This window comes from Vibrio sp. ZF 223 (assembly GCF_003050585.1).
GTDB classification, from domain to species: domain Bacteria; phylum Pseudomonadota; class Gammaproteobacteria; order Enterobacterales; family Vibrionaceae; genus Vibrio; species Vibrio crassostreae.
Genome location: NZ_PIGB01000001.1, coordinates 146046 through 160234, shown reverse-complemented (window position 1 = coordinate 160234; position 14189 = coordinate 146046). Strand labels below are relative to the sequence as shown.

At 44.3% G+C, this 14189-nt stretch carries 10 protein-coding genes; 4 read left to right on the top strand and 6 right to left on the bottom strand.

Translation table 11 applies throughout. From position 1 onward, the window contains the following. Positions 1-66: 66 nt before the first annotated feature. The gene (locus CWO13_RS00715) at positions 67-957 is read right to left on the bottom strand and encodes a LysR family transcriptional regulator (protein ID WP_107898455.1); all 891 of its coding nucleotides are present in this window, start codon (positions 955-957) and stop codon (positions 67-69) included. Positions 958-1481: 524 nt separating this feature from the next. On the opposite strand from CWO13_RS00715, the gene CWO13_RS00705 reads away from it, so the two are divergent. Beyond that, a complete protein-coding gene (locus CWO13_RS00705; protein ID WP_108082362.1) occupies positions 1482-2657 on the top strand; it encodes an MFS transporter in 1176 nt (391 codons plus the stop codon). 248 nt (positions 2658-2905) lie between these two features. Here the strand turns inward: CWO13_RS00705 and CWO13_RS00700 are convergent, their stop codons facing one another. The 3 genes from CWO13_RS00700 to CWO13_RS00690 form a co-directional block, all read right to left on the bottom strand. Then, the gene (locus CWO13_RS00700) at positions 2906-5662 is read right to left on the bottom strand and encodes an immune inhibitor A domain-containing protein (protein WP_107898457.1); all 2757 of its coding nucleotides are present in this window, start codon (positions 5660-5662) and stop codon (positions 2906-2908) included. 37 nt (positions 5663-5699) lie between these two features. Beyond that, positions 5700-5999 carry a hypothetical protein gene (locus CWO13_RS00695; protein WP_107898458.1) on the bottom strand — a complete coding sequence of 100 codons (300 nt, stop codon included), beginning with the start codon at positions 5997-5999 and terminating at the stop codon, positions 5700-5702. Positions 6000-6523: 524 nt separating this feature from the next. Further along, positions 6524-7489, bottom strand: a complete 966-nt coding sequence (locus CWO13_RS00690) for a hypothetical protein (RefSeq protein WP_102431672.1) — start codon at positions 7487-7489, stop codon at positions 6524-6526. 153 nt (positions 7490-7642) lie between these two features. On the opposite strand from CWO13_RS00690, the gene CWO13_RS00685 reads away from it, so the two are divergent. The 3 genes from CWO13_RS00685 (at position 7643) to CWO13_RS00675 (ending at position 10661) form a co-directional block, all read left to right on the top strand. Beyond that, positions 7643-8110 carry an Lrp/AsnC family transcriptional regulator gene (locus CWO13_RS00685; RefSeq protein ID WP_048659952.1) on the top strand — a complete coding sequence of 156 codons (468 nt, stop codon included), beginning with the start codon at positions 7643-7645 and terminating at the stop codon, positions 8108-8110. A 164-nt stretch (positions 8111-8274) separates the two neighbouring features. Then, on the top strand, positions 8275-9837 hold the full coding sequence (locus CWO13_RS00680; protein ID WP_048659953.1) for a methyl-accepting chemotaxis protein: 1563 nt from the start codon (positions 8275-8277) through the stop codon (positions 9835-9837). A 170-nt stretch (positions 9838-10007) separates the two neighbouring features. After that, positions 10008-10661, top strand: coding sequence for an outer membrane beta-barrel protein (locus CWO13_RS00675; RefSeq protein ID WP_108082361.1), 654 nt, complete (start codon positions 10008-10010; stop codon positions 10659-10661). A 96-nt stretch (positions 10662-10757) separates the two neighbouring features. Here CWO13_RS00675 and tkt read toward each other — a convergent pair whose 3' ends face one another. Continuing rightward, a complete protein-coding gene (tkt, locus tag CWO13_RS00670) occupies positions 10758-12749 on the bottom strand; it encodes a transketolase (protein ID WP_102432956.1) in 1992 nt (663 codons plus the stop codon). An 87-nt stretch (positions 12750-12836) separates the two neighbouring features. Next, positions 12837-13787: a transaldolase gene (gene tal, locus CWO13_RS00665; RefSeq protein WP_009845571.1), complete on the bottom strand. Its 951-nt coding sequence runs from the start codon at positions 13785-13787 to the stop codon at positions 12837-12839. Positions 13788-14189 lie beyond the last annotated feature (402 nt).

Below are 14189 nucleotides of genomic sequence, written 5' to 3'. Positions count from 1 at the left end.
CATATAACCTTTAAAGCCTTTAACCTGAGGGGTTAAAGGCTTTAATTTAGTCAGCGAATCAACGCGTTAGCCACTCACATTTTGTTTGATCAAATCAATAACTGTATTGTATCGGTGCGGCAGTTTCCGGTTTCGTTTTTGAACCAAATACAGCGTCTCCTCAACCTCTACTTTTGGCGGCACAACGTGCAATTTGTCTCTCTCTGGGAAGTGTTCAACTGCGCCAGCCGGTAATACCGTAAAACCTAATCCTTTTGATACTGGTAGCAATATCTGATGAAGCTGGTTGATGTAGCCAGATTTTGGAATTTCATTGACGTTAATATTCGCTAAGTATTTATCACCGCATAGGTCGAAGTACAAAGAGAGGTAGTGCGCTGAATCTGGGTGAGCGATAAGTCCAATCTCATGCAGCGTTTGCGGTGTTATTTCTAGGTCGGCGTGGCTATGGTGGACAATAAGACATAGTGCTTCTTTGCCAATGACTTGGCTTTGGTAGTAGCTGTCGTTAGGAGAATGCCTAACAATGCCGATATCGGTAGTGCCTTGGAGTAGGTCATTCAATATCTTTTTGTTTGGAGCCGCTTCCAGGTTGATGCTGAGATCTTGGTGTTGCTGCTGAAGTTCAAGAAGCTTGGGATATAGACGTAAAGAGAGTGAGCCAGAGCAAGACAAATGACATTGTCCTGCATAAGGATTATCAAAACTCAGAGACTCGAAAAGATCTTCTTGGTCTTTCTCTAGCTTGAGCGCATAGCGATACATAATCCGACCTTGCTCGGTTAGCTCGAAGCTCTTATTTTCTCGAGAAAGCAGGTCACAATCACATGCTTGCTCAAGCTTTTTGATGTGTTGGCTGACACCTGGTTGAGTCATGTATAACTTTTCAGCCGTTTGCGTGAAATGGCCAACTTCAACCAGAGTCTTGAATGTGTTGAGCCAAAGCGGATTGATCATACTCGCCTCTTAATGCCGAAGTTTGTAAAACAGCGCTAGGGCGTGTTGAACTTTCGTGGTTAAATTTTGTTCGAGATAAAAGCGTTTTAATCGCGGCGAGGGAGAAGCAGCCTAGTCATTCTAAGCAAATCTCCCTCAACAAAGAGTAAAACGCTTTTTGCGGGGGCGCCCAGCTCGAACCCTCCGGGCAGCGTTTGCTGGTCATTTCTACTGCGTTATCGGCTTATCATGTAGGCTAGCTACACATCAAAGCCTCTGCCTTGTATAAATACCCAGCAACTCGCTGCAAAAATCAGCTCGAAAGATCAACACGCCCTAATAAATAACAAAAAATTATTATTATCTCAAATAATGATAACTTCAACTCTAGAGTGTAAAGCTTCGAAGATCAAAGTACGCTGGATTGAATATTGTTCGAAGCAGAGCTTTCGGTTGTTTGCTGGAGTTGTTTTGAGTAACAAAGTGTTGCGACTTTGTTGATTATTTGGTCTATTGACCAACTGTGCTCATATTTAGGAACTAAGATGAATAGAAATGTTTGGCTGCTCTCACTGTGTCAGGCCTTATTGATGACGGGGAACATCTTACTGATTTCGGTGATTGGCTTGATAGGCAAGCAGATTGCACCCAGTGTCAGCATGATTACTTTGCCCGTTGCGCTTCAGTTTTTAGGCTTAATGGCTGCCACGATTCCTGCGTCTTTAATTTCAGGTAAGCTAGGACGAAAGAGAGGGTTTAGCATTGGTAATGTCGTTGGCATTACAGGGGCAAGCCTTGCTACCTACGCTTTATCTCAGCAGCATTTCTACTTGTTTTGCTTCGCCACATTTTTGCTCGGGATAGGTATTGGTTTTGGTACGCTTTATCGTTTCGCTGCTATCGAAGTGTGTGATGAAAATGCACGACATCGCGCAATTTCTATATCGATGGCTGGTGGCGTTTTAGCTGCGGTATTAGGGCCAAACTTGGCGATTATGTCGCAGCAATGGTCGCAAGATGGCTTGTATATTGGCGCTTTTGCTTCTTTGATTGGATTGAACATTCTTGCGTTACTCATCTTACAAACCATTCAATTTCCAACAGCCTCTTTTAATAGTCAGGCTCCTAAATCCGATCCTCTTAGTGTGATAGTGAAAGCGCCTAACTTTATTGGTGCTGTGTTTGCTGCAATGGTCGCTTATGCCGTGATGAATATCCTAATGACGGCAACACCATTGGCGATGATCGGTTGTGGATTCGACTTTACTAAAGCCGCCGGTGTGATTGAGTGGCACGTATTGGGTATGTTTGTCCCGGCATTCTTTACTGGCTCACTTATTGAGAAGTTTGGTTCACGAATGATGATTTTGGCGGGTGGGGTGTTGTTCGTTGTTTGTATTGCTATCAACATTCATGGCGAATCAATCTGGCATTTCAGAGCGGCTTTGGTTTTACTCGGGGTAGGCTGGAACTTTATGTTCATCGCGGCAACCGGTTTGTTCAGTCAATCTTATCAACCGCAGAACAAAGCGAAGGCTCAAGCGTTTAATGAGTTTGTTGTCTTTGGCTGTGTGACAGTAACGGCGTTGCTTTCTGGTTGGTTAGAGTCGACTGCGGGCTGGCAAAACCTCAATATCTACGTATTGCCATTTGTGCTAGCCGTTATTTTATTGTTTGCATTTAGCGCAAGTAAATCTCGCATTCAAAAGCAGCCGGTGTGAGTAGTTGTCACCTGTTTGGGTGAGATAGACCTCTTCATTTGAACAGAGCGTTAGGCTAGCTTTTCCGAAGCACAGACCAATAAAAAGCCCTACCGATGACGGTAGGGCTCTTGCTTACGGCTTAAATAATAACGTTTTCTTAAAACTACTGTCCTGACTCATGCCAAAGACAGCAGTACTTAAGTTGGTTTATCAGTACGCACGTTATTGTCTACGTACTTATTTCAATGATTTGAGCTAGAAGCGACTTATAGGTCGACCATAATGGTCTTAGTCGTGATCCCGCCTTGGTCATCAATTATCTTCAAGGTCACCTCGTGTTTCCCGTATGAAGGGAAGATAGAAGTGAATGTACGACCTCGTTTCACTTTTCCATTTGGTAATGTCCACTCTGTATCGACAATTCGCCCATCACTGTCTGAGCTTGTTGACCACATGGTGACCCAACGACCTAAGTGAATGTACTTCGCACTTGCTTCAGGAAGCGCGTTTGGAACCTCAACATTAACGATTGAGCTAAACGATGCGTTAACACCTTTGTCGTCGACTACCGTTAGGCTGACTGTGTATTCGCCGGCGTCTTGGTAAGTCCACGTTGGCGCTATTTCACTGCTTGTTACGCCGTTGCCGAAGTCCCATAGGTAGCTGATGATTTCGCCATCTTGATCCGAACTGAAGTTGCGAGCTGAGACGTTCAACCCATCTGTATTGAGTTCGAAGTTCGCTGTTGGCGCGATGTTGTGTTGGCTTACTTTCGACAGACGTACCACACCGTATTCGTTGACATCGCTTTGGTTAACAATGTCTACCACCAAGCCAAACTTAGTCAAAATACGACCCGAATCAGGAGCTTGTGGTGATGTGTAATCTTGATCATCAGAGAAGCTTGCTGTACCCACTAGGTTTGTGTCCTGAAGCACATCGTTGTCACTGTTCACAAGACGCATAGGAGTATGGTCTTTCAGTGAAAACGCGGCATCACGGACTTGGTAACGTGTTTGAGCGACTTTTCCTGAGTTTTGCCAAATCATGGCATTTTGGTCTGCATCGACCACACCTAACCAGCCTTCTCCTGGATGCTTGCCTACCCAGTTATCAGTGAGCGACTCATCGACATACCAAATGATCAGACCTGGATCGAACGACATGAGCTGGCCCATGCGCTTGATATTCGCTAAGCCTTCATCCACGTCCATATGACTGCGCCATTGCAGTAGGTAGTAGTGTTGAGCTTGATGGAAACCATTGCTCAATTTGAAGCCATTAAGCGCAAAGCTAGAGTTATCTTCGCCGTCATCTACCGCAACCGTGCCGCCGTCAACGACAAGGCTCAGGTTGTCTAAGTAGAAACCTTCCATGGCTAAGCCGCCATCGGTGATGTACTCGAACGAAAGCTCGACTTCTTGTCCTGCCCATTGAGAAACATCAAATTCAGCATCAATCCACCCGTCAGACTCTCCACCAACCGCAGGAACTAGGCCGGTATTGTAGGGGTCATCCATAGAAGTGATGTTGCCTGCGATGGCTTGTCCGTTCACAAGAACACGAGCAAAGTCATAGTCTTTTTCGATTTGGTACCAAGTTTTGAAGGTAAGCATTGCAGAATCGCCCGCCGGGATTTCCAGCTTACGGGTCATGCTATTTTTCAGGTCGTCGCCTTTTTGAGAGTGGAATGAGTACTCACCCTCGAACGGTTTCAAACCTTCGATTTGTTTCTCTGGAAGGTCGACCTTAATCATGTTCGGACGAGAGTTATCTGTCGTTTGGAACAGGGTGTAAATTTGTGGATTGTCTTCCAGGTCATCAATTGAGATTTGGTCATCATTAATCCAACGACCACCAATAGACTTCTGTAGGAAGTGTTTTGCCCAAGAACTGAATGCGGTTGGTTGAGTACCGCCAATTTGACCAGCCCAGCTGCCTGAAGACATGATAGACCAATAAGAAACAGGTTCACCTTTACCCGTGTATTGTGTGTCGTACTCATCTGGAAGGCCTAAATCATGGCCATATTCGTGAGCACAAACACCGGCTGCTGCGTCAATCGGTTGAATCGTGTAATCAAACGCCGCGTACTGGCCATTAAAGCGGTCTGGAAGCGAGCTAGAGGTGCCTTCTAGCACATGTGTGCGCCCAAGGTTGAATCTGTGAGACCAAATTGCATTAGGACCTAACACACCGCCACCGGCTTCTTCACCTACAGAGGCATGGAACACCATTAGGTGATCAATTACGCCGTCTGGCTCACGGAAGTCTCCGTCACCATCGTAATCGTAACGATCTTCGATATCGTAATCAGCGAGGTTGATGCTAGGGTCTTGAGCTAACTGGTTGAGGGCTTCGCGAACGAGCTCTTGAGCATTTAGGTCGTTATCCGTTGTCGGGGAGTTACCACCGTAGAAAGCTGCTGGCTTAGAAGCTCGATACCAACCTGCGGCTTGACCAGCCACACTGTAACTGTCGCCTGACTCACTTTGATAATACTGGCGCATCGAGATTAAGTTTTCACCATTTGGTCCGGTATAGCCTGAATCAGAAAACAGTAACTCTTGGTAGTGTTCTGGGTTGTAGCTCTCGTAGAGCATTTGCGTGTGCTCTTTAGTGAGCTTGTTATCGTCCCAGTTTAGATCAGGGAAGTCGACAAGCAGCGCGAGCACTTTGTCCGTGCGTTTGGTACCCATTTCCAGTGCGAAAACACTCGCTTTTTTGACGCCGGACTCTTTTTCGATGGCTTTTAGAATCTTTGCTCTCAGCTCCATGGCTTTTTTGCCAAATTGCGCATCACCTTTAAAACCCGAATTGATTTTACTTTTTAGGTAACGATCAAGGGCGCTGTGTTTTTCTTGATCGCTAGCGTTTTCATCAACTAAGCCTTGTCTTACTAGCATTTCAATTAGCTTATCTTCATTAACAACACCTAAATCAATAGGTGTTTTAGCATAACTGTTGACGCTAAATAGAGTAATCATTGCTGAAGCCAGCAACGTCTTTCTCATTATCTTCATTACATTTCCTTTTTATATTTCCATGTCGATATTAATATCAACTTCCTTCACCGGTGTTATTCACCGATATTGGTCTAATGCACTCTTTTGGTGCTTTATTTACCTGACGTTGGTTTTTTATATCTTTATTTAAATCGAAATTAGGCTGATGGTTCTTATTTGCTTTGGCATTGAGATAGATACGCAAAGCTTCTTGGTTGTCCTCATAATTTAAGCCGGGACAGATAATGCCTTGTTCAATCAATGACCTCAGCAATGGTTCATCATTCTCTATAGTGGAAGCCTGTGACAGTGAGGATAAGGACAGAACCATTAAAGCCATTGTTTTATGTGACATTGTTATAATTAGCCATTTGTTTCGATTGTGTAACAAAATATATTTATAAAATTAACCAATCAAACTGTAAATTTTTACAAGTTATTGTCTATCCTATTTTCAACATTAAGAGTTAATATCAAATAGCCTTAGATAATTATCTTATTGTCAGTTATTTATTTCATTTTGGTGAATTTATAGTTGATTGTTTTAATAGTAAGTATCAGTGTGGATAATATGGTTATTGTCTCTCGTGTTAATAGAGGTAAGGCTTTAGATAGTAATAAAAATACCTTTATACTTTGTGTTGATATAAGAATAGTGAATTTTATTGTCAGCCCAATGATGGATTATTCGTGTTTAAATTATTTTCACTCGAATTATCACGATTTCTTCGATTGAGGAGAGGTGAAAGCGCTTGTGGGCGCAATGTTACGCAAATTTTTGGGTTGGAGCGGCGAACAAGTTGGGTAGTGAAAAAGCTGATGATAAAAGAGCCTGTGTGTCGGCTCTTTTGCTAAAAGGTTTAAGGTGAGTTTTCGCTGTTATGATTGGGATACGTCGCGATAAAAGTAACGCTCACAAATCGTTGGTTTGACACGTTTAATAGCGTGCGAAATTAAAGCAACGATGAGGACTGAAAATACGATTCTTCCCCAGAATATGGTGTAAAAATTAGCCCCAATCAGCAAGATCAACAAGGTGTCTTCAATCAAACTGTGGAGCAGGTTGAGTAGCATAATGGCGGTAAACACGTCTCTTGCGGCTATATGTCCTTTCTTTGCTTCGTTGATCAATAACCCGCCACCGAACGAAAGACCGAGCGTGATCCCTATGATGGTTAGATTGGTCGCATCTTTGCTGATGCCTAGTAGTCTTAAAAATGGTCGTAGCAGCAGAGCCATTAACTTCTCGATGCCAAGAACCTTTAAAACTTTAAGTAACAGTAGCAGTGCTGAAATCACCATGAATATCACTGCAAAGTTTTTGAGTTGTTCGATAGCCCAACCGATGTAACTGTTATCTGACGATACTTCTGGCTGCCATAAAACGGTTGCTGGATAGTTGAGTAAATCTCCGTATTGATAGCTGAGATTCAGTAGCCATGCCAATACCAAGCTGCCGCCGACTCTGACTGATAAGGTGGCAAGCCAGCTTACGCCTGCTTTTTTCGCTATTGCGCCTTCAATTGGCAATGAATGGGCGAGAAGCATCATGCTGCCTAATACTGAGGCTTGAGCGACAGTAAGGGGAACATCGGAACTGATGAGAATAATCAACCCTGCATAGATGTTAGTGAGTATGGTGGTTGCCCATACCAACCCCATTTCTTTCGGTAAGCCAACACTTTCCATTATTGGGCTCAGCCATTCGCTAAGAATCATGATGCCGCCGAGCTCTTCAACTACCTTTATCACGATGATGATTGGAATCATGATTCGAAAAAGCGTCGAGGTGACATCGAAAATTTCTTTAAGGAGTTCTTTAAAAAATTGATAAGTGAATTTCATTGTTACGACCATTGTTCGATTATGTTGTATGAGAAGATCTTATCGCGATTGCTGTGATCGTAATTTTGAAATTGCTTTGTGAAGTTGCGTGAAATTTTTTAATTGTCGTAGAATTGGAAATTATAAGTCACAAAGCTGTGGTTGTAAGAAATTATGGAAATAGACCGAATAGATCGAAGCATTCTCGTAGAGCTTCAAAAGAATAACCGAATTCCTAATCAGGCGCTGGCTGAGGTTGTTGGCTTGTCACCACCTGCTTGTTTAAAGCGAGTAAGGCGCTTGAGAGAGGAGGGCGTAATCGTCGGTGATGTGTCTATCATCAATCCTGAGCTTACAGGCAGTAAGATGACTTTGGTTGTGTCTGTAGAAATGGAGCGAGATCGAGGGGACATCTATCAGATATTTCGCCACTCTATTTCGAAGGCTGCGGAAGTGACTCAGTGTTACCAAATTTCAGGCAGCTTTGACTTCATGTTGATTGTTACGGTCAAAGACATTCAAGCTTATGAAGATTTTGTTGAGCGGGTGCTGCGTAAAGATTTGAACATTCGTAAGTTCCACACCTCTGTGTCAATGAGAACTGTGAAGTTTAGTACCGCCGTGAACTTAGATGAGTCGTAATCGTTAGATTGAAGAGACGTGAGGCATTGAGCTTTGTGAGGTACCTGGCTTATTTTTGTTTAAATAGCAGGCATTTACACAAAATGTGATGTTCACATTTTGTCATAACTTTAATAATTGTATATATTCCTCGCCTAAAATAATAATTAACAAAAGTTAATATAATGACTGTCAGCTCATCTTCTCAATCTCGTGAAACACTTCTCAGCGAAAACGAACAACTCGTATCAACCACCGACCTTAAAGGCGTGATTACTTATAGTAATGATGCTTTTTGTCGCATCGCAGAATACAGCCAGCAAGAATTGCTAGGACAACACCACAATATTGTTAGGCATGGTGATATGCCTAAAGCGGCGTTTGCCGATATGTGGGTTAATCTGAAGCAAGGTAAGGCATGGCGCGGGATTGTAAAAAATAAGACTAAATCTGGTGGATATTACTGGGTCGATGCTTACGTTACTCCAATCTACGAGAGCGGCAAGGTGAGTGGTTATCAGTCTGTTCGTGTTAAACCGAAGAACGAGTGGGTGCAGATTGCAGATAAGGCCTACCAAGGCTTATTGAAGGCTGAGAAATCTGGCCGCCAATGGTCATTGCAGATCAGTGATAGTGTTCGCTATGCCGTGTTGTTGGGTTCTCTGGCTGCGCCTCTGATTTCAAATCTTGTCGAAGTAGGGCAGGTATCCCAATGGCTTCTTAGCTTGCTGCCTGTTTCAGCATTAGCTCTGCTTTTCCGACAAGAGCTGATTGATACTCCTTTACAGCTGAAAAAACTGCAGTCGAAATTCGACAGTGTGAGCCGCCTTGTTTATTCAGGTAACAGCAAATTCTCCGTGGCCGATTTTCACTTAAAACTTTTGTCTGCTCGAATTCGCACGGTACTCGGCCGTATGACTGATTCTGCGAAACCGCTGCAGGACTTAGCCGATAATCTGAATGCCACATCATTTGAAGTATCAGAAGCGTTAGATCAACAAACAAAAGACATTCTACAAGTGCGTGAAGCAACGGAAGAGGTTGAAGTCACCGCGAACGAGGTATCTTCTCGTACTGAAGAAGCGCACCAGATTGTTGATGTGACTTTGCAAACCTGTGCCGGCGCTAAAGAGAGCATTAACCAAACTCATCAAAACTTAGAGAGCCTAGCTTCTCAGGCCGAAAAGGCGACGCAAACGACTTACCAACTGAGCGACCAAGCGCAGAGCGTAAGCAAGATTATGGAAGAGATTGGTGGAATCGCCGAACAAACAAACTTGTTGGCATTGAACGCTGCGATTGAAGCGGCTAGAGCGGGCGAACAAGGACGAGGTTTTGCCGTCGTTGCCGACGAAGTACGCGCGCTATCGGGTCGAACGTCAAAGGCTACGGTTCAGATCAAAGAGAGTATTGATACCATGCTGGCAACGATTGAAGGCTGGCAAAAAGATATCCTTGCAAACAGAGAGCAAACGGATGCGTGTGGTGATGTTGCAAAGGTGAGTGCCGAGCGCTTGTCGGAAGTTGAAAACCTAATGCAATCCATGAACGAATTGATGCAGTCTGTTGAAAGTTCTGCACATAAGCAACGTGAACTGTCGAGTGAAGTAAATCTACATATGCAGTCCATCGCCTCGACCGCAGAGCAAAACTTGGTTGCCACGCATTCAGTCAAAGACCACTCCACAGAGTTGAAAGAGCAAGTGAATGAGTTTTATCAATTGGCGAAGCGTTTCGAAGAAAAATAGCTGCCACAGCTAGTCTGAGTCAGATTTAAGGGAAAGCCTTGCTTATAGTGCAAGGCTTTTTTATAGGTTAAAAGTGACGGTTAGAAAAGCTTTGAAACAAAAATAAAACATCGTTCAATTGTGATTAAGTTACACTTCCCATATCCCACGTTAATAACAGAGTTACCAACATGCGTCCCCTTATTGTTACCGCCATTGTTTTGAGCTTAACGAGTTTCCCCTGCTTAGCGTCAAAAGGCTCTAATTATCTCTATACTGGGTATCAGAATACGAGAGTCAGCGATGATGGTTTCCAAGATTACTTTGGCGGAGCCTACAACAATTCAGGAAGTAAGCAACTTTACGGTGGTTATTTCTGTGGAAACTATGCATTAAACGATGCTTTCTTCTTAGGTTTTGATTCGTCCGCGACGACACGCTCTTCAACGACATTGTCTGACTTATCTATTCACTTAGGTGTGTACCACTCTGTCAGCCAACAAGTTGAATTGTATGCCTCTGGTGGTGTTAATTGGGTCAGACCGGAAAGGCGCTCTTCGTGCCGTAATGACACCATTTGGGATCCGTGTGATCGAGAGACCATTAAAAATTACGATGAGGGTTTTATTGGTGAGGCGGGGGCGGTCGTTTCACTCAATGATCGTTGGTCACTGCAACCTTTTTATCGCTATTCAGATACCCATCAACATGGTCTAAATAATTTCGGGATTGTGAATTCAGTTGATATTCTTTCTTGGCTCGCTGTCGATGCTGGATATGACCATACTTATAGCAAAAACCTAAAGCAGAATACGATTCGAGTGGGGGCGCGGTTTACGTTTTAGCGGCTAAAGGCGCAAAGATACAAAAAAGCCCTGCATTTTCATGCGGGGCTTTCTGTATGCATCAACCCATTTGAGGGCGAGACAGTGTATTCAAGATTAAGCTAGAAGCTCTTTCGCTGTGTTTACTACGTTTTCAGTAGTGAAACCGAACATCTTGAATAGCTCACCTGCTGGTGCAGATTCGCCGAACGTTGTCATACCGATGATCTTGCCACCGAAACCAACGTATTTGTACCAGAAGTCAGCGATGCCAGCTTCTACAGCGATACGAGCAGTTACGTCAGATGGAAGTACAGACTCACGGTACTGCGCGTCTTGCTTGTCAAATGCGTCAGTTGCAGGCATAGATACTACGCGTACTTTCTTACCTTCAGCCGTTAGTTCAGCAGCAGCGTTAACCGCTAGTTCAACTTCAGAACCTGTTGCGATAAGGATAAGCTCAGGTTTGCCTTCACAATCTTTCAGGATGTAACCACCCTTAGCGATATTAGCTACTTGCTCAGCGTCACGATCTTGCTGTGCAAGGTTTTGACGAGAGAAGATAAGTGCAGAAGGACCATCTTTACGCTCGATTGCTAGTTTCCAAGCAACAGCAGACTCAACTTGGTCACATGGACGCCACGTGCTCATGTTTGGCGTTAGACGTAGAGAAGCGATCTGCTCAACTGGTTGGTGAGTTGGACCATCTTCGCCTAGGCCGATAGAATCGTGTGTGTAAACTTGGATGTTCTGAGTTTTCATCAGAGCAGCCATACGCATAGCGTTACGAGCGTATTCCATGAACATTAGGAAGGTTGCGCCGTATGGTACGAAACCACCGTGCAGAGCGATACCGTTCATGATCGCCGTCATACCGAATTCACGTACACCGTAGTGGATGTAGTTACCAGAGAAGTCGTTTGCTTCAAGAGACTTAGAACCAGACCACATAGTCAGGTTAGAAGGCGCAAGGTCAGCAGAGCCACCCATGAATTCTGGTAGCATAGCACCGAATGCTTCTAAAGCATTTTGAGACGCTTTACGTGAAGCGATGTTTGCTGGGTTAGCTTGTAGGTCAGCAATGATTGCGTTTGCTTTCTCTTCCCATTCAGCAGGAAGATCACCGTTTACGCGGCGTTTGAATTCAGCTGCCAGCTCAGGGTATGCTGCTTCATAAGCTGCAAGTTTCTCGTTCCACGCTGCTTCCTTAGCTGCGCCTGCTTCTTTCGCATCCCACTCTGAGTAAACTTCCGACGGAATTTCAAAAGGACCGTGCTCCCAACCTAATTCTTTACGTGTTGCTGCAATTTCTTCAGCGCCTAATGGTGCACCGTGACAGTCGTGCGTACCTGCTTTGTTTGGAGAACCAAAGCCAATCACTGTTTTAGTACAGATTAGAGTAGGGCGAGGGTCTGCTTTAGCTGCTTCAATCGCTGCGTTGATAGCGTCAGAGTCGTGGCCATCTACTGATGGGATTACGTGCCAGCCGTAAGCTTCGAAACGCTTAGGTGTATCGTCAGAGAACCAACCTTCCACTTCACCATCGATAGAGATACCGTTGTCATCCCAGAAAGCAACTAGCTTACCAAGACCTAGCGTACCCGCTAGAGAACATGCTTCGTGAGAGATACCTTCCATCAGACAGCCATCACCCATGAATGCATAAGTGTAGTGGTCTACGATGTCGTGGCCTTCTTTGTTGAACTGTGCCGCTAGCGCTTTCTCTGCCATAGCCATACCAACAGCGTTAGTGATGCCTTGACCTAGAGGACCAGTCGTTGTTTCGATACCTGGTGCGTAACCGTACTCTGGGTGACCTGGAGTCTTAGAGTGCAGTTGGCGGAAGTTCTTAAGATCTTCAATTGAAAGCTCGTAACCTGCAAGGTGAAGCAGAGAGTAAATCAGCATAGAGCCGTGGCCGTTAGACAGGATAAAACGGTCGCGGTCTGCCCACTCTGGGTTTGCTGGGTTGTGGTTTAGGTGAGAACGCCAAAGTACTTCAGCGATGTCAGCCATACCCATAGGTGCGCCTGGGTGACCAGAGTTTGCTTGTTGTACGCCGTCCATGCTTAGAGCACGAATAGCGTTAGCTAGATGTTTGCGATTCATAAGAACTTCCGAATAAAAATTAAGAAAAACAAAATTGATAAAAGTAGGGGAACTGAACGTTCCCCTATTTGAATTTGGTGAGAGTGATTACAGCTTAGCTGCGATCATGTCTTCTAGTTTGCCTTGGTCAACGGCGAAGTTGCGGATGCCTTCAGCCAGTTTCTCAACAGCCATTGCATCTTGGTTGTGGTCCCATAGGAATTCAGCGTGAGTCATCGCTGCAGGGCGCTCTTTAGTACCATTAGAGTCGATAAGCTTCTCTACTACTTCGCCTTCTGCTGCTTCTAGGTCTGCTAGAAGTTGAGGAGCGATAGTTAGACGGTCACAACCAGCAAGTTCAAGGATCTCGCCGATGTTACGGAAGCTTGCACCCATAACAACAGTTTTGTAACCGTGGTCTTTGTAGTAGTTGTAGATATCTGAAACAGAGATTACACCTGGATCTTCTGAAGCTTCGAAATCACGACCTTCTTTCGCTTTGTACCAGTCCATGATGCGACCTACGAAAGGAGAGATTAGGAATACGCCAGCTTCAGCACAAGCACGAGCTTGAGCGAAAGAGAATAGAAGCGTTAGGTTACAGTTGATGCCTTCTTTCTCTAGGATTTCAGCAGCGCGGATGCCTTCCCAAGTAGAAGCCAGTTTGATAAGGATGCGGTCGTTAGTGATGCCAGCGTCGTTGTACATTTTGATAAGTTGACGAGCTTTGGCAACGCTGCCTTCCATGTCGTAAGAAAGACGAGCATCTACTTCAGTAGAGATACGGCCAGGTACAACTTTCAGGATTTCTTTACCGATGTTCACGTTAAGCATGTCGCAAGTATCTTGAACTTGCTGTGCTTTATCACCGCTTTGCGCTTTTGCGTATTCGATAGAAGCATCGATTAGAGGAGCGTACTCAGCAATTTGAGCAGCTTTAAGAATTAGAGATGGGTTAGTTGTTGCATCTTCAGGCGTGTACTTGCTGATAGCTTCGATATCGCCAGTGTCAGCTACAACAGTTGTTAGTTTACGAAGTTGCTCTAATTTATTGCTCATTTTGATCATCCTATGTATCGCATAACACCATTGTTAATGGGAGAGGTGTGGGCATTTGCAAGCTAACTAATGAAGTTCTCAATGGTTGTACCAGTGAGCCAAACTTACATTAATTTAAATTTTTCTCCGAACGAACATTTGCACAGAACATTTGATCGCTCGATGAGTAAATGATGTAGCCATATTTATCCGATCTAGCATCAAAGTCAACGGTAAATAGTGCTGTATGGTGACTTCAGTCAAATATATTTCGCTCTAGTAATCATGGGCTATGCAAGCAAACGTTTAACGGACAAAGTAAGGCGAATTAATCAACAATAAAATCAAGGTTACCATGCTGAACAAATGTACCTTGCTGTTACATATGTTCAAGATGTAAACTTGTGCATCATTTGCTTAGGC